This window comes from Solidesulfovibrio sp. (assembly GCF_029978005.1).
Taxonomy (GTDB): domain Bacteria; phylum Desulfobacterota; class Desulfovibrionia; order Desulfovibrionales; family Desulfovibrionaceae; genus Solidesulfovibrio.
The window spans coordinates 1-17,065 of the sequence record NZ_JARKOZ010000037.1 but is presented as its reverse complement, the minus strand read 5'-3'; the positions used below and the strand labels follow the sequence as shown (position 1 = coordinate 17,065).

The 17,065-nt window shown below is 69.8% G+C and carries 12 protein-coding genes; 6 read left to right on the top strand and 6 right to left on the bottom strand.

What is annotated here, in order from left to right:
- Nucleotides 1-62 precede the first annotated feature (62 nt).
- Nucleotides 63-2,297, top strand: coding sequence for an adenylate/guanylate cyclase domain-containing protein (locus tag Q1K70_RS03845; protein ID WP_300156003.1), 2,235 nt, complete (start codon nt 63-65; stop codon nt 2,295-2,297).
- Between the two features lie 4 nt (nt 2,298-2,301).
- Here the strand turns inward: Q1K70_RS03845 and Q1K70_RS03840 are convergent, their stop codons facing one another.
- Both Q1K70_RS03840 and Q1K70_RS03835 read right to left on the bottom strand, forming a co-directional pair.
- Nucleotides 2,302-2,829: a hypothetical protein gene (locus Q1K70_RS03840; RefSeq protein ID WP_300156001.1), complete on the bottom strand. Its 528-nt coding sequence runs from the start codon at nt 2,827-2,829 to the stop codon at nt 2,302-2,304.
- 107 nt (nt 2,830-2,936) lie between these two features.
- Complete coding sequence (locus tag Q1K70_RS03835) at nt 2,937-3,554, bottom strand: hypothetical protein (RefSeq protein ID WP_300155998.1); 618 nt, start codon at nt 3,552-3,554, stop codon at nt 2,937-2,939.
- A 213-nt stretch (nt 3,555-3,767) separates the two neighbouring features.
- Here Q1K70_RS03835 and Q1K70_RS03830 point away from each other — a divergent pair, with 213 nt between their 5' ends.
- The 5 genes from Q1K70_RS03830 to Q1K70_RS03810 all read left to right on the top strand — a co-directional run bounded on the left by Q1K70_RS03830 (nt 3,768) and on the right by Q1K70_RS03810 (nt 13,035).
- A complete protein-coding gene (locus tag Q1K70_RS03830; protein ID WP_300155995.1) occupies nt 3,768-3,971 on the top strand; it encodes a hypothetical protein in 204 nt (67 codons plus the stop codon).
- A gap of 274 nt (nt 3,972-4,245) precedes the next feature.
- A complete protein-coding gene (locus Q1K70_RS03825; RefSeq protein ID WP_300155993.1) occupies nt 4,246-5,550 on the top strand; it encodes a MerR family transcriptional regulator in 1,305 nt (434 codons plus the stop codon).
- A gap of 96 nt (nt 5,551-5,646) precedes the next feature.
- Nucleotides 5,647-6,828 (top strand): MdtA/MuxA family multidrug efflux RND transporter periplasmic adaptor subunit, encoded by a 1,182-nt coding sequence (locus Q1K70_RS03820; RefSeq protein ID WP_300155990.1) that lies wholly within the window; start codon nt 5,647-5,649, stop codon nt 6,826-6,828.
- 3 nt (nt 6,829-6,831) lie between these two features.
- Entirely contained in the window at nt 6,832-9,921 is a 3,090-nt protein-coding gene (locus Q1K70_RS03815) for a multidrug efflux RND transporter permease subunit (RefSeq protein ID WP_300155987.1), read from the top strand.
- Nucleotides 9,922-9,924: 3 nt separating this feature from the next.
- Entirely contained in the window at nt 9,925-13,035 is a 3,111-nt protein-coding gene (locus Q1K70_RS03810) for an efflux RND transporter permease subunit (protein ID WP_300155983.1), read from the top strand.
- Nucleotides 13,036-13,204: 169 nt separating this feature from the next.
- Here Q1K70_RS03810 and Q1K70_RS03805 read toward each other — a convergent pair whose 3' ends face one another.
- The 4 genes from Q1K70_RS03805 to Q1K70_RS03790 all read right to left on the bottom strand — a co-directional run.
- Nucleotides 13,205-14,134, bottom strand: a complete 930-nt coding sequence (locus Q1K70_RS03805; RefSeq protein WP_300155980.1) for an SAM-dependent methyltransferase — start codon at nt 14,132-14,134, stop codon at nt 13,205-13,207.
- A gap of 45 nt (nt 14,135-14,179) precedes the next feature.
- Entirely contained in the window at nt 14,180-15,757 is a 1,578-nt protein-coding gene (locus Q1K70_RS03800; RefSeq protein ID WP_300155978.1) for a SpoIIE family protein phosphatase, read from the bottom strand.
- 10 nt (nt 15,758-15,767) lie between these two features.
- Nucleotides 15,768-16,103, bottom strand: a complete 336-nt coding sequence (locus Q1K70_RS03795) for an STAS domain-containing protein (protein WP_300155975.1) — start codon at nt 16,101-16,103, stop codon at nt 15,768-15,770.
- 171 nt (nt 16,104-16,274) lie between these two features.
- A partial coding sequence (locus tag Q1K70_RS03790; RefSeq protein WP_300155973.1) for a PLP-dependent aminotransferase family protein occupies nt 16,275-17,065 on the bottom strand: 791 nt, incomplete at its 5' end.

Sequence of the window (17,065 nt, the reverse complement as noted above, 5' to 3'; positions counted from 1 at the left end):
CTCCGGCAAGGCCGGAGGCGTCGCGCGCCCACAGCCGTCGCTCTGCGAGCCAAGGAAAATCCATGCAAAAGCACTCCATCACCCCGTACAGGGGGCCCGGGGGGGATGATCCCCCCCGGCAGGGAGGGCCAGGAGGGGCGGCGCCCCTCCTGGCCGCCGGAGGCGTCCTCCGCAAACGGCTTCTGTACGGCCTGGCGGCCGGGTTGGCCGGGCTGGTCGTGGCCTGGCTGTTGTCGCTGACCGGCATCGTCATTTCCTTCGAGGCCCGGACCTTCGACTGGCGGGCCCGGCTCATGGCTCCCGAGGGGCCGCCTTCGGACGCGGTGCGGCTGATCCTCCTCGACCAGGGGAGCCTCGACTGGGGGGCCAGGGAAAACGGCCTGTCCTGGCCCTGGCCGCGCGAGGTCTACGGCGTGATCCTGGATTTCTGCCGCCGGGCCGGGGCCAAGGCCGTGGCCTTCGACGTGCTCTACACCGAGCCCTCCACCTACGGCGTGGCCGACGACGCCGCCCTGGCCGAGGCCGGGAAGCGGCTGGGGAATTTCGCCCTGCCGGTGTTCCTGGGCCGGGAATCCGGCCAGTCGGGGAGCTGGCCCGGGGACGTGCCGGCGGACACGCTTCCTCTCAAGGGACTGGAGTCGTGGCTGGCCGGCGTGGACCCGGCCGAGGCCCCGGTCTTTCCCAAGGCGGCCTTTCCCGTGCCTGAGGTGGCGGCCGGGGCCAGGATTCTCGGCAACGTCAGCCAGGAGCCGGAGTTCGACGGCGTGTACCGCAAGGTGGGGCTTTTCGGGGTTTTCGACGGCAAGGCCGTGCCGTCCCTGTCCCTGGCGGCCAGGATGCTGGCCGAACCGGGCATGGCCGCCTCCATCGCCGGGCAGTCCCTGAGCCTGGGGCCGGTGACCGTACCCCTGGACGACGCCGGGCGCTGCATCCCGCGCTGGCGCAAATCCTCCGATTTTCCGGCGCTGTCGGCGGCGGCGGTGATCCAGAGCGAGCTGGCGCTTCGCGAGGGCGGCGAACCGGTCATCGACCCGGCCACGCTTCGGGGCCGCTACGTGCTGTTCGGCTTTTCCGCGCCGGGCCTGCTCGACCTGCGGCCCTCGCCCGTGGCCGGGGTGACCTCCGGGGTGGAGATCCACGCCCAGGCCTTGCAGAGCATGCTGACCGGGGATTTTCTGCGGGTCGTGCCCCACTGGGCGGGCTGGTGGCTGGCGGGGGCGCTGGCCGTGGCCGGGGCCGCTCTGGTGTCGCTTTCCAGCGGCGCGGCGGCCATGACCGCCGCCATCGTCGTGTTCGCGCCCTTGCCCCTGGCCCTGGCCCTGGGCGGCTACGCCCTGGGCTGGTGGCTGCCCCTGGCTTTGCCCGAGGCGGCCGTGGCCGCCGCGCTGGTCGTCGCGGTCGTGGCGAGCTACGCCACCGAGGGCCGGCAGAAGCGCTTTATCAAGTCGGCTTTCAAGCAGTACTTGAGCCCGGACGTCATCGAGGCGCTCATCGCCCATCCCGAGCGCATGGCCCTTGGCGGCGAGCTGCGCGAGCTGACCATCTTCTTTTCCGATCTCCAGGGCTTCACCACCATCTCCGAGGGCCTCTCGCCCCAGGCGCTGACGGCGCTGCTGAATAAATACCTCACGGCCATGACCGACATCATCCTGGAGGAGGGCGGCACGGTGGACAAGTACGAGGGCGACGCCATCATCGCCTTCTGGAACGCGCCGCTTGACCAGCCCGACCACGCCGCAAGGGCCGTGCGCGCCGCGCTTCGCTGCCAGGACCGGCTGGCCGAGCTGCGCCCGGACTTCCGGGAGCTGTCCGGCCACGACCTTTTCATGCGCGTGGGGCTCAACACCGGCCAGGCCGTGGTCGGCAACATGGGCTCGGATTCGCGCTTCGACTACACCATGCTCGGCGACGCCGTGAACCTGGCTTCGCGCCTGGAGGGCGTCAACAAGCAGTTCGGCACCTATACCATGATGTCGGCGGCGACGCGGGAGGCGGCGGGAGAAGCTTTCGCGGCGCGGCGCATCGCCCTGGTGGAGGTGGTGGGCCGGGCCGAGGCGGTCACGGTCTGCGAGCCGCTCTGGCCCCGGGCGGCCGAGGAGGGCAGGGAGGCGCTCGATGCCTTCGCCGCCGCCCTGGAAGCGTTCATCGCCGGCGACTTCCCGGCGGCGCGGGAAGGATTTTCCGCCCTGGCCCCAAACGACGCGGCGGCGGCGTCCTACGTGGAACGCTGCCGCCGCCTGATCGCCGATCCCCCGTCCGGGGAGTGGACCGGGGTGTGCAAAATGACCTCGAAATAGCCGGCTAGACGCCCTCGCGCAGCCATTCGGCGAAGTCCGAAAGCTCGCCGTTCCAGCCCTGGCTCAGGCGCACGGCCAGGAACTGGGCGTAGAGGGCGTCGAAAAAGCCCGAGCACTTCTCCACCAGATAGAGCTTTTCCAGGACCTTGGCGTCCGGGTCGTCGCCCTCTTCGCTTCGCGTCTCCATCTTGGGCGTGCGCAGGGAGTTGAGGGTGAAGTCGTCGGCCTTGACCGTGACGGTCCAGGTCTCGCCGTCCTGTTCGAAGCGGATGAGCGCCCGGTCCACGCGCTTGCCGCTTTTGAGCCCCAGGCGCGCCTCGGCGAACTGGGCATGGGGCCCGGAGACCGTGGCCGTCTCAGCGTCCTCGCCCTCGCCGCCGCGCACCGAGATCTTCTGCTCCAGGTACACGTTGACCTCGGAGCCGTCGGGCAGCTTGAAGAGCCAGCCGCTTTTTTCGCTTTTAAACCAGAGCCAGGTCAGGAAATCCTGCCCCAGCACCGGATTCTTGGCTTCCGCCATATTGATGTCCATCGCACACCTTCCCGGCGTCGTCGCGTTGTTACAGTGCTCGCCCCCAGGTGGGGAGGTCCAGGAGGGGGTCACCCCCTCCTGGCCGCCGGAGGCATTCATCCTCAAATTTACCCGGCGAAATGGCTGGGTTCGAGGTGTTCCAGGGCCAGGGCGCGTTCGACGCCGAGGAGGCGTTCGGCCAGAAAGGCCGGGGTCTGGGGCTCCAGGTGCATTTCGAACGTCATGGTGAAGAGGTCCTCGAACAGGGTCTGCACCTTGCTGTTGGTGGAGCACAGCCAGACGACCTGGTCCAGGGTGTTCCAGACCGCTTCGAACACGGCCGGGATGGGCAGGGCGCGGGCCATGAGCGAGAGCTTGATCCGTTCGGCGATCTCCTTCTTGCGCTCCTTGGACACGAAGTTCTTGCCCGAGGCCAGGTTGTGCTCCTTCTCCTGGTCGATGGCCAGGCGCATGTGCTTTTTGAGCACCGCCGGCGAGACGCGCCGGGTGTCCAGGCGCAGGGAGAAGGCCATGTAGTGGCCTTTTTCCGGGGGCGCGCCGCGCCATTCGGTGTCCAGGTAGTCCTCGAAGGCCACCCAGCCGAAGGAGCGTTCGTCGGCCGTGGCGTCGATGTCGTTGAAGGCGTATTTTTTCAGGCGGTCCGGGGCTTCGCGCAGGATGTCCTTCTTGACCTCTCCCACGATCCTGTACCGGGTGAATCCGCCGCTGGCTGCCAAAAGTCCCAAGGCGTCCTCCTTTGCCCGCCGGGGGATCCGGCCGGCGCGTGGCATGGGCTGGGTGATAGATCAAAACCGTGTTTCGCGCCAGGGGCGGGGGAGGACGGTCCGGCGGCGGGGAAGGCGCGGAGAAAACGTTGGCATGGCAACCTGTTGGCAAAAAGCGTCCCCGGGGTGTTGGCCCGCCTTATGCAAGGATGGCAGGAAACGGAGGTGACGACCATGGCCGTTATCCGCATGAGCCACTCGGACGGAAGGATGCGCATCGGATCGTTCACCCGCAAGGCCGCCACGTCCTCCGGGTGCAACGAACCCTTCAAGAACGCCTATTGGTGCCCGAAAAGAAAGTGGTTTGCCAAGGAGCCCTGTCCCTTTTCCAACCGGTTCGAATGCATGAGCTTCGCCCGCTTCAGCGGGGCCATCTGAAGCCGAAAGGCCTGTTCCGGAAGGGGCCGTCCCCTTCCGGCCCCTGGCGGGGCGCGACGCCCCGGCCACGCCTGTGCGTCTTCCTTTCCCGCCCCATGCCCGCTGTTTCCCCTCGTGCGCCCCGCCACGGCGTCTTCATCGCACCTCTGGCCGTCCGTCCGGCCTGACGATTTCGCAGGGAATCCACGACAAATTTGTCTTGGGGCGCAGCCGTGATTATTCTGCTTGAGCCTGACGCAGCGTCAGGGTTTAGGATGGTCCCGGGAGGTGAGCCATGGCACTGCGCATCGGCGATCTCGCCCGGCGTGCCGGCTTGTCCGTGCGCGCCCTGCGGCACTACGATTCCCTGGGACTGCTGCGGCCGTCGCAGCGCTCGGCCGTGGGCTACCGCCTCTACGGCCAGGCCGACGTCATGCGGCTGCACGCCATTTTGACGCTCAAGTCCTTCGGTTGCTCCCTGGCCGAGATCCGGCGGGCCCTGGAGACGGGACAGGAGGCTTTGCCCGGCATCCTCTCCCGACAGATCGTGGCCCTCGAAGAAAAAATCGCGGGGGCAAAGGCCCTGTCCGAACGTATTAAGGGCATGCTATCGCGCATGGAGCGAAACGTGGCCACGGACATGGGCGACTGGCTGGACGTGCTTGGCATGATGCATTTGTTGCGCGGATATTTTTCGGAAGCCGAACTGGCGCTTTTGCGCGGCGGCCCGGGACGCCGAGGCTGGCGTGAGCTGACCGGCCGGATCGCCGCCGCCCTGGAGGCCGGGATTCCCCCGGACGCGCCGCAAGGCCGGGACCTCGCCCGGGCCGCCCTGGCCATGGCGAGGCAGGCCGCCGGCGGCGATCCGGCGCTCCTGGCGAAGCTGCGCGCCATGGTCGCCCGGGAGGAGGGCGTGCTCGCGGCCCTGGGCTTTTCCCCACGCGTCCGGGCCTGGCTCGACGCGGCCGTGGCCGCCGCCTCGTCCGCCGCCGTCTCCGCCGACGGGGCGGCCCTGCCCACGGGCACGGCCCTTGGCGTGGCCACCCTGCGCGCGGCCCATCAGCTTCTGGACGACTCTCCCGTGTTCGTCGACCGGCTGGCCCTGGCCATGGTCGGCCCGGGGCGAGAGGCCGTCATCCGCAACGCCGCGGCCGGGTTCGATCCCGCCGCGCCGGCCTTTTTCTCCTGGCTCGGCGTGACCATGCACCTGCCCGAGGCGGCGGTCGGGGCCGTGCTCGAAGCCGTGGCCGCCATGGCCCCGGGCACGGAGATCGTCTACGACTATTCCGTCGCGCCGGCGCTGCTCTCCGCCGGCGAGCGCCGGGCCCGGGAGGCGGTCGCGGACCGGGCGGCGGCCAAGGGCGAACCGTGGCTGTCGTCGTTTGTGCCCGGGGAGATGGCGGCGCGCCTGGCCGACCTGGGATTCGGCGTGGTGCAGGATTGGACCGGGGACGAGCTTTCGGCCCGCTACCTGGCCGGGCGGCGCGACGGCTTGCGCAAGTCCGGCCTGACCAGGATCATCGCGGCGCGCCTGGCCGCGCCGGCGGCTGACGGTTTGGAAATATCCCCCGGCGGGGACTGGCAGGCGCAGGCGCGCTGATGTAACTTCGCGCCCGCCGGATACGACGTGGGTACGCGACGCCGTTTCCGGCATTCGTTTTTCAAGGCAACGCCAACCATGACAAGGAAGTCCTTCATGTCGCTCACCAAGGACGCATCGCCCGGACGCGGCGCTTTCCGCAGGGCCGCCCTCATCCTCGTTCTTCTCGCGTCGGGCGTCGGCCTGTGGGTGCTCGTCGGCCGCGACGGTCGGGCCCAGCCCAAGGGGCCGCCCGGCGGCGCGCCCATGGCCGTGTCCGTGTCCGTGACCCAGGCCAGGCTCGGCGCGGCCCCGGTCACCCTGACGGGCATCGGCACGGTCACGCCGCTCAAGACCGTCACGGTCAAGAGCCGCGTGGACGGCGAACTGACCGAGGTGCGCTTCAAGGAAGGCCAGTACGTCAAGGAAGGAGAGCTGCTGGCCCAGATCGATCCCCGCCCCTTCCAGGCCCAGCTCGACCAGTACCAGGGCCAGCTGGCCAAGGACACGGCCCTGCTGGAAAACGCCCGGGCGGACCTCGTGCGCTACGACAGCCTGGTCAAGAAGGACATGCTGGCCGGCCAGACCAAGGACACGCAGGCGTCGCTCGTGCGCCAGTACGAGGGCGCGGTGCGCTCGGACAAGGCCCAGATCGACAACGCCAGGCTCCAGATCGAATACAGCCGCATCACCGCCCCGGTGTCCGGCCGGGTGGGCCTGCGCAAGCTCGATCCGGGCAACATGGTCAAGACCACGGACGAGACCGGGCTTTGCGTCATCACCCAAATGTCGCCCATGAGCGTGGTCTTCACCCTGCCCGAGGACCAGCTGCCCAAGGTGCGCCGGCGGCTGCTGGCCGGCGAGAAGCTCGCCGTCACCGCCTACGACCGTACCATGACCGAAAAGCTGGCCCAGGGGAGCCTCGCCACCACCGACAACCAGATCGACACGGCCACGGGCACCATCAAGCTGCGGGCCCTGTTCGAGAACAAGGACGAGATGCTTTTCCCCAACCAGTTCGTCAACGCCGAGCTTCTGCTGGAAAACCGCCAGGACGTGGTGCTCATCCCGGCCGCCGCCGTCATGCGCGGGCCCAAGGGGTCCTACGTGTTCGTGGTCGGCAAGGAAGACGCGGTCGCCATGCGGCCCGTGACCACGGGCCTGGCCGTGGGCACCGACGTGGTGGTGGATTCGGGCCTGGCCCAGGGCGAAACCGTGGTCGTCGAGGGTGCGGACCGGCTGCGCGACGGCTCCAAGGTCTCCATCCGGCAAGGGGCCGCCGCCGCGGCCAAGCAGTAAGCCATGAACCTGTCGCGCCCGTTCATTCTGCGCCCCGTGGCCACCACCCTGGTCATGGCGGCGGTCATCCTGGCCGGGGCCATCGCCTATTTCCAGTTGCCCGTCTCCGCCCTGCCGCAGGTGGATTATCCCACCATCCAGGTGCGCACCTTCTATCCCGGGGCCAGCCCGGACGTCATGGCCTCGGCCGTGACCGCGCCCCTGGAGCGCCAGTTCGGCCAGATGCCGGGGCTCACGCAAATGACCTCCGTCAGCTCGTCGGGCGCTTCGGTCATCACCCTGCAATTCGCCCTGAGCCTGTCCCTGGACGTGGCCGAGCAGGAGGTGCAGGCCTCCATCAACACCGCCTTCAGCCTGCTCCCCGACGACCTGCCCACGCCCCCGGTCTACAGCAAGGTCAACCCGGCCGACGCGGCCATCCTGTCGCTGGCGCTCACTTCCGAGTCCATGCCCCTGACCGAGGTCCAGGACCTGGCCGACACGCGCCTGGCCCAGAAGATCTCCCAGCTCTCGGGCGTGGGCCTGGTCAGCGTGTCGGGCGGGCAGCGGCCGGCCGTGCGCATCGACGCCAACCCCACGGCGCTCGCCGCCTACGGCATCACCCTGGAGGAGGTGCGCGCCGCCGTGGCCGCGGCCAACGTCAACCAGGCCAAGGGCGGCTTCGACGGCCCGCGCCAGTCCTCCATCCTCGGGGCCAACGACCAGCTTCTCACCAGCGCCGAATACCGCCCGCTCATCGTGGCCTACAAAAGCGACCGCCCGGTGCGTCTGTCCGACGTGGCGACCGTCACCGACGGGGCCGAGGACGTGCGCCAGGCCGCCTGGGTGGACGGCAAGCCGGCCATCGTGCTCAACATCCAGCGCCAGCCCGGGGCCAACGTCATCGCCGTGGTGGACCGGGTCAAGGCCATCCTGCCGAGCCTTCGCGCCTCGCTGCCGGCGGCGGTCAACCTGTCGGTGCTGGCCGACCGCACCATCACCATCCGCGCCTCCATCGACGACGTGCAGGTCGAGCTGGCCCTGGCCGTGGTCCTGGTCGTCGGCGTCATCTTCGTCTTCCTGCGCGACGCCCGGGCCACGCTGATTCCGGCCGTGGCCGTGCCCCTGTCGCTTGTCGGCACCTTCGGCGTCATGTACCTCCTCGGCTACGGCCTCAACAACCTGACGCTCATGGCGCTGACCATCTCCACGGGTTTCGTGGTGGACGACGCCATCGTCATGATCGAGAACGTGGCCCGCCACGTGGAGGACGGGGCCACGCCGCTTCAGGCCGCCCTGGCCGGCGCGGGGCAGATCGGCTTCACCATTCTGTCGCTGACCGTGTCCCTGGTGGCGGTGCTCATTCCGCTGCTCTTCATGGGCGACATCGTGGGCCGGCTTTTCCGGGAGTTCGCCGTGACGCTCGGCGTGGCCATCCTGCTTTCGGCCGGGGTGTCGCTCACGCTCACCCCCATGATGTGCGCCCGCATGCTCGGCCATGCCGGCCTCGCCGGGAGGAGCTGGTTTTTCCGCGTCACCCAGGGGCTTTTCGACAAGGCCATCGCCGGCTACGGCCGCTCCCTCACCGTGGTGCTGCGCCACCAGGGCCTGACCCTGCTCGTGGCCCTGGGCACGGTGGCGGCCACGGTGCTCCTCTACGCCTACGTGCCCAAGGGCTTCTTCCCGGTCCAGGACACGGGGCTACTCTCGGGCGTGACCCAGGCCCCGCCCACGGTCTCCTTCGCCGCCATGGGCGAGCGCCAGCAGGAGCTGGCCGACGTCCTGTCCAAGGACCCGGCCGTGGCCTCGGTCTCTTCCTACATCGGCGTGGACGGGACCAATCCGAGCCTCAACGTCGGGCGGCTGTCCCTGGAGCTTGCGCCCAAGGACAAGCGCGACGCCGACGCCGCGGCCGTGGCCCGGCGGCTGGAGGAGCAGGCCCGGGGCGTGGCCGGCATCGCCGTGACGCTCCAGCCCGTGCAGGACCTGACCGTGGACGCCCGGGCCGGCCGGGCCCAGTACCAGTACGCCCTGAGCACCCCCAGCTCGGCCGAGCTGGCCCACTGGACCCCGCGCTTCGTCGAGGCCCTGGCCAAGCGGCCCGAGGTGCGAAACGTGGGCGACAACCTGGCTCCGGGCGGCCTTCGCCTCAACGTCAACATCGACCGGGTGGCCGCCGCCCGCTACGGCCTCACCCCGTCCGACATCGATAACACCCTCTACGACGCCTTCGGCCAGCGCCAGGTTTCGACCATGTTCACGGAGCTCAGCCAGTACCGCGTGGTGCTCGGGCTTTTGCCGGAGATGGCCGACGGGGCCCAGGCCCTTTCCCGCATCCGCCTGCCGGGCTCGGGCGGGGCGCAGGTGCCCCTTTCGGCCGTGGCCTCGGTCACCGAGGACGTGGGGCCGCTGGTCATCAACCGCCAGGGCCAGTTCCCCGCGGCGGTGGTCTCCTTCGACGCCGCCCCGGGCCATTCGCTGGGCGACGCCGTGGCCGCCGTGGAATCCGTGGCCGCCGGCCTCGGCCTGCCGGCGAGCATCGTCGGCGGCTTCCAGGGCGCGGCCCGGGCCTTCATGGATTCGCTCAAAAACGAGCCCCTGCTGATCCTGGCCGCCCTGGTCACGGTCTACATCGTGCTCGGCGTCATGTACGAGAGCTTCATCCACCCGGTGACGATCCTGTCCACCCTGCCTTCGGCCGGCATCGGCGGCCTGTGGGCGTTGCTCCTTTTCCACGAGGACCTGGGCGTCATGGCCGTCATCGGCATCATTCTCCTTATCGGCATCGTGAAGAAAAACGGCATCATGATGGTGGACTTCGCCCTGTCCGCCGAGCGCGAGGAGGGCAAGGCCCCGCGGGACGCCATCTACGAAGCCTGCCTGCTGCGTTTCCGGCCCATCATGATGACCACCTTCGCCGCGCTTCTGGGCGCGCTGCCCCTGGCGCTCGGCACGGGCGTGGGCTCGGAGCTGCGCCGGCCGCTCGGCATCGTCATCGTGGGCGGGCTCATCGTCAGCCAGGTGCTCACGCTCTACACCACGCCGGTGATCTACCTCTTCTTCGAGCGCCTGGCCCGGGGCCGCCGGGGCGGCGACGAAGCGGCCGGAGCCTAGCCCATGGCCAGCCTGCCGGAAATCTGCATCCGCCGCCCCGTGGGCACGGCGCTTCTGACCCTGGCCCTGGTGCTGGCCGGGGCCATCGCCTTCCGGCTCCTGCCGGCGGCGGCCCTGCCGCAGGTGGATTTTCCCACCATCTCGGTCCAGGCCCAGCTGCCCGGGGCCGAGCCCCAGACCATGGCCACCTCCGTGGCCGCGCCCCTGGAACGCCAGTTCGCCCGCATCGCCGGCATCTCGGAGATGACCTCCCAGAGCAACCGGGGCTCGACGCGCATCAACCTCCAGTTCGACCTCGACCGCGACATCAACGGCGCGGCCCGCGACGTCCAGTCGGCCATAAACGCCGCCCGGGGCTTCCTGCCGCCGACCCTGCGCCAGAACCCCACCTACCGGAAGATCAACCCGGCCGACGCGCCCATCATGGTCCTGGCGCTCACCTCGGAAACGGTGTCCCGGGCCAAGATGTACGACGTGGCCTCCACCGTGCTCCAGCAGAAGCTCTCCCAGGTCGAGGGCGTGGGGCAGGTGTTCGTGGGCGGCGGCGCGCTGCCGGCCGTGCGCGTCAACGCCGACCCGGCCGCCCTGGCCGCCAAGGGCCAAAGCCTCGACGACGTCAAGAACATGCTGACCGCGACCACGGTCGTCCGGCCCAAGGGACGCCTCGAGGCCGGGGACCGCTCCTTCGAGGTGGAGACCAACGACCAGTTGCACGAGGCCTGGGAGTACCAGCCCCTTATCCTGTCCTACAAGAACGGCTCGGCCGTACATCTGACCGACGTGGCCACGGTGACCCCGTCGGTGGAGGACACGCGCACGGCTGGGCTGGTCAACGGCAAGCCGGCGGTGATGGTCATCGTCTTCCGCCAGCCCGGGGCCAACATCATCGAGACCGTGGACAACGTGAAGGATCTCATCCCCCAGCTCGCCGCCGCCTTGCCGGCCGACGTGGGCGTGAGCGTGGAGATGGACCGCAGCCCGCCCATCCGGGCCTCCCTGGTCGACGTGGAGCGCACGCTCATCCTGTCGTGCCTGCTGGTCATCCTGGTGGTTTTCGTGTTCCTGGGCAGCCTGCGGGCCACCGTCATCCCGGGCGTGGCCACGGTGGCCTCCCTGGTCGGCACCTTCGCGGTCATGTACCTGCTGGACTATTCCCTGGACAACCTGTCGCTCATGGCGCTGACCATCGCCACGGGCTTCGTGGTGGACGACGCCATCGTGGTGCTCGAAAACGTGGCCCGGCACATGGAGCAGGGCATGTCGCCCTACGAGGCGGCCGTGGTCGGCTCGCGCGAGGTGTCCTTTACGGTGGTTTCCATGAGCGTGTCGCTCGTGGCGGTCTTCATCCCGATCCTGTTCATGGGCGGCATGGTGGGGCGGCTGTTCCGGGAATTCGCCATGGTGCTGTCCATCGCCATCATGATTTCCCTGCTGCTGTCGCTGACGGCCACGCCCATGATGTGCGCCGTGCTGCTGCGAAAGGGCGTGGGGAGGCCGGAAGGCTCGCGCCCGGGCCTGGCCGGCCGGGCCTACGCCGCGCTCCTCTCGGGCTACGACCGCAGCCTGCGCGCCGCCCTGTCCCATCCGCGCCTCATGCTCGCGGCCACGGCCGGGGCCCTGGCCGGGGCGGTCTGGCTCTACATCGCCATTCCCAAGGGGTTTTTCCCGGAGCAGGACAACGGCCGGGTCATGGGATTCATCCAGGCCGCGCCGGACATCTCCTTCCAGGCCATGGAGGTGAAGCTCGCCGCCATCGTCAAAGTCATCGGGGCCGACCCGGACGTGGCCTCGGTCACGGGCTTCACCGGCGGCGGCGGCGGCCCGGGCGGCGGCGGCACCAACACCGCCCAGATGTTCATCACCCTCAAGCCCTCCAGGGAACGGCCGGAAATGGGCGTGACCCTCGGCCGGCTGCGCAAGGCGCTTGCCACCGTGCCCGGCGCGCCGGCCTTCCTCATGCCGGCCCAGGAGCTGCGCCTGGGCGGCCGGCCGGGCAAGGCGCTCTACCAGTACACGCTGCTCTCGGACAACTACGGCGACCTGGTGACCGTCTCGCCCAAGGCGGAAGCGGCGCTACGCAAGCTCCCCATCCTCACCGACGTCAGCGCCGACCAGCAGGACAACGGGCTCATGACCTCCATCGACATCGACCGGGACACGGCCTCGCGCCTGGGCGTGACCGCCGAGGCCGTGGACAACGCCCTGTACAACGCCTTCGGCCAGAGCCTGGTCGGCGTCTCCTACACCGACCAGAACCAGTACCACGTGGTGCTCGAGGCCACGCCGCGCGTGCTGCAGGGCCCAGAAGGCCTGCGCGACATCTACGTGCCCGGTTCGGGCGGCAAGCAGATCCCCCTGTCCGCCGTGGCCACCATCCGCAAAAGCGACGCGGCCCTGTCCGTTAACCACCAGGGCCAGTTCCCGGCCGCCACCATCTCGTTCAACCTGGCCCCGGGCGCGTCCCTGTCCCAGGCGGCCACGGCCATCGAGTCCACGGTCGGGGCGCTCGGCCTGCCGTCCTCGGTGCGCGGCTCCTTCGCCGGCACGGCGCAAGCCTACGAGAGCACCACCCGCACCCAGCCCCTGCTCCTTTTAGCCGCCCTGGTCGCGGTCTACATCGTGCTCGGCGTCCTCTACGAGAGCACCATCCATCCGCTGACCATCCTCTCGACCCTGCCTTCGGCGGGCCTGGGGGCCGTGGCGGCGCTCATGGCCGTCAAGCTCGACCTCACCATCATCGCCATCATCGGCATCATCCTGCTCATCGGGATCGTCAAGAAAAACGGCATCATGATGGTGGATTTCGCCCTGACCGCCGAGCGCGAGCAGGGGCTGGCCCCGCGCGAGGCCATCCACGAGGCCTGCCTCAAGCGCTTCCGGCCCATCATGATGACGACGCTGGCCGCGTTTCTGGGCGCGCTGCCCCTGGCGCTGGGGCACGGCGCGGGCGGCGAGCTGCGCCGGCCGCTCGGCATCGCCATCTGCGGCGGCCTGCTCGTGAGTCAGGCCATGACGCTTTACACCACGCCCGTGATCTACCTCTTCCTCGACCGACTGCGGCTGCGGCTTGCCCGCAAGCGGCGCAAACGGGCGCAAAACCCGGCCCGGGCCTGAGGCCGCCGAACGACCCCGCGCCGCCCGCAGCCGGGAATCGCCGGGCAACGCCCAGGCGGCGCGCGGCAGCGCCGTGCGACGACGCTCCTGCGACGGTCGCGGCCGGCATGGTCGCGCCGAAGACGGGCTTCGGAGTCAGGACGGTGGGAAAGACGCTTTCCCTGCGGCCTCAATCCCCGCCGTCGACCGGCGTTTCCCCTGCGTCCAGGCGCACGAAGGTCAGTTCGTGCTTGTTGTGGCTCAGGTGCAGCAGCCGGCTGCCGGGGATGTCGCGGAATTTCCGCAGCAGCGCGAAGTCCGTCTCCCCCTGCAGCTTGACCGTAAGCACGAAGCGGCGGCACTGGCCCAGTTCGAGCCAGCGCGAAAGCCATTCGTGGAGCCGGTCGGGGTAGCAGATCACGTCGGAGAAAAGCCAGTCCACCGCCCCGGCATGGCGCGGGTCCAGGCCGAAGGCGCTGCCCTGGCACCAGGACACCAGCGGGTTCGCGGCGACGTCCGGGGCCAGGGGAGCCTTGTCGATGCAAAACACCCGTGCCCCGAGTCCGGCCAGGACGAAGGCCCAGCCGCCGGGGCTGCCGCCCATGTCCAGGCACAGCTCCCCGGGCCGGGGAGCGACGCCAAGGCGCGTGAAGAGCTCCCAGAGCTTGAGGTAGGCCCGGCTCGGCGGGCCGAGCCTGTCCTCCTCGAAGCGGTAGACGCCGCTCGGCACCGGCTCGGAGGTCGTGGGCGAGGCGAGCAGCAGGTTCTCCTCCCACAAGGTGAACGCGCCCAGGGGTGCGGTGGGCAGACGGCTGCCGAAAACCAGGGGCTTGGCCGCCACCTTGGGCAGCTTCTCGGCGACCAGGGCCGCCCGCCGGAAATGGCCCGTGGGCACGAGGGACCAGTTGCGCTGGATGTTCGTGAGGGCCTTGGCGGCCTGGCCGATGGAGGCGGCCGGAAGGAATTCCGGCGCGGTCCAGACGTTGGCGGCGAAGGCGGTCGGGCGCGGCGGCCCGTCGGCCGTGACCAGGGGGTCGCGCACGGCGGTGACGGCGTCGCCGAGCTCGGCGGTCAGCTCGGCCAGCAGGCCCGGGGCGGCGTGATAGACGGCGAAAGACATGGATGCACCAGGGGCAAGGGTTGGGAGGAAGCGGCCTTCTCCGGGCTAGGCCGCGGCCGGGGACTTGTCGGGCAGGATCTCGATGCCGAGCAGGCTCACGTCGTCGCGCGGCGGCGTGTCGCCGAGAAATTCCGAAGCGGCCCGGCGCAGGCCGGCCAGAATGTCGTCCACGGGACTGCCGGCCAGCCGGCCGATGACCTCGAGGGTGCGCTCCTCGCCGAAGAACGCGCCGTCGGCGGCCTGGGTGTCGGCCAGGCCATCGCTGGTCACGATGAGCTTTTCCCCGGGCTCCATGGCCATCTCCCCGGCGCAAAACGGCGCGAAGCCGGACAGGCCGATGATGGTGCCGCGGCAGGGCAGGGGGACGACGTCCCCGTCCGGGGCCAGGCGCAGGGGGGCGGGATGGCCGGCGTTGCAGTAGCGGGCCTCCCCGGTGCGCGTGTCCAGGGTCATGTAGAACATGGTGAAGAATTTCGAGAACTTGTCAAAGGGGAATTCCTCGTCGAGACGGGCCAGTACGGTCTGGGGTGGCACCACGTCGATGCGGCCGCCGGAGCGGTCGATGAGGGTCGATCGCTGGTAGTGCATGAAGTTGTAGACCGAAAGCGCGACCAGGGACGAGGCCACGCCGTGGCCGGAGACGTCGAGCATATAGAGCCCCACGTGGTGCGGGCCCAGGGGAAAGACGTTGAAGATGTCGCCGCCCACGGATTCGCAGGGCAGGAATTCCCAGGCGAAGCGCAGGCGCTCGGACATGGAGAGCCGACTGGGCAGCAGGCTGCGCTGGATCTCCGCCGCCGACTCCAGGTCCTTCATGTGGCGGCTTTGCCGGCGCAGCAGGTCCTCCTTCTGCTTGGCGAAAAGGGTCACGTCCTCGATGTTGCAGATGAGCCTGCCGCCGGGCATGGCCGAGAAATGGACCCGGCAGATGCGGCGCTGGCCGTTTCTGTCCGTAAACGGGTACTGCCGCCGCCAGACGTGGCCCTCGACCGGGGGCGCGGCCACGATGTCGCGGAAGTCGTCCCGGTCGGCCTCGTCGGGAAAGACCGCCTCGAGCCAGGCGTCCACCTCGGCGTAGGCGTCGAGCGGCAGGCCGAAGACGCGCTCCATGCCGGGCGAGACGAAGGAGAACCGGCCGTCCGGCCCGGCCACGGCCACGCCGTCGTGGGAATACTCCAGGATGGCGGCCATGCGGTCCTTCTCGTCCTTGAGCTCGCGCTCCCGGGCCTTTCTGGCTTCCACGGCCTGCTTGAGCCGCAGCGCCGAACTGACGCGGGCCGTGAGCTCCGCGCGACGGGGGGGCTTGCGGATGTAGTCCATGGCCCCGGCGGCGAAGGCGGCGGAGAGGTCGGACTCGGCGTCGCTGACCGTGACCATGATGACCGGGATGTCGGCGAAGCGGGGCTCGGCCTTGAGCCGGCGCGTGCCGGCCAGCCCGCCCATGCCGGGCATGATGCAGTCCATGAGCACGAGCTCGGGCAGGGGCTCGCCGGGCCGGTCCAGGGCGGCCAGCAACGCCTCGGCCTTGTCGAAGCACGCGACGTCGTCGTGCCCTTCGGCGTGCAGCAGGCTCTCCAGGTACGTGCGAAAGCTTTCGGAATCGTCGACGATGGCGATGCGCATGCGCGGTCGTTCAGGGCGCCGGATTGGCCGCCTCCGGTTGAGGCACGGCGAAGAATTCCGTCAGGCGCAACGTATCGAACAATTTGCGGATGGGCGGGCAGGGGTTGGCCACGCGAAAGCCCAGGCCCTGGTCCTGGCACTGGCGGCGCAGCCCGATGAGCAGGCCCACGCCCGAGCTGTCCATGAAGGTCACGTCGGCGAGGTCGAGGACCACGCCGCGGCCTTCGTGCCCGGCCACGAGCCGGCCGAGCTCGGTTTTGCTTTCGAGCACCATGTCCATGATGATTTCGCCGGCCAGGGCGATGATCAGGTCCTGATCGGCAACCGTGAACGAAAGCCGTTGCATGGGCGTCTTCTCCCTTGGCCGGGCCGCAACGCGGACGCTGGGCCGTCCGCTGCCGCTCCGACACGGGCGGCGGCCGGCGCGGCGGCCGGACACGCCGCGCGATGACTGCGGCGTGCTTTCCCGAAAATAGGGCAATCGTCCGGTCAAGGCAAGGCCCGCCGGAGGGGCCGTTCAACCGGCCGGGCCTTCCTCGCGCTGCCGGGCGGCCAGTCGGCCGAGTTCGGCCACCGCGTCCTCCACGGCCGGGGTCCAGGCGTTGCCGTAGCTGACGCGCAAAAAGCCGCTGAACTGGTCGCAGCTGGAAAAGATGTTGCCCGGCGCGACGCCGATGCCCTTGGCCTTGGCTTCGTAGAACAGGCGGATGGAGTCCACGCCCGGGGGCATCTGCACCCACAGCACCGTGCCGCCGCCGGGATGGGTGACGCGGGTACCCTCGGGGAAGTGCTCCAGGATGCGCTGCTCCATCATGCGGCATTGCCGCTCGATGACGGCCCGGGTCTTGCGCATGTGGCGCTCGAAGCTGCCCTGGGCCAGGTACTCGGCCACGGCCATCTGCGTCGGCGTGGCGCAGCAGACGTTGGTGGTGGCCTTGATCTCGAAGGCCTTGGCCGCGTAGCGGCCGGGCAGCAGGTAGCCCACCCGAAAGCCCGGAGCCAGTGTCTTGGAGAACGAGGAGCAGTGCAGCACATAGCCGCCGGCGTCGTGGGAGGCGAGGCAGCGGGGCCGGCCGCCGTCGAAATAGATGTCGCCGTAGACGTCGTCCTCGATGGCGGGCACGCCCCGCGCGGCGAGCAGGGCGGCCATCTCGGCCTTGGCCGGGTCCGGGATGCGCGCGCCGTCGGGGTTGTTGAAGTTGGGCGTGAGGATGACCGCGGCGATGCTGAAGCGGTCGAGCGCCGCGGCCAGATCGGTCGGGCGCACGCCGCCCTCGGGATGGGAGGGCAGCTCCACGGCCCGCAGGC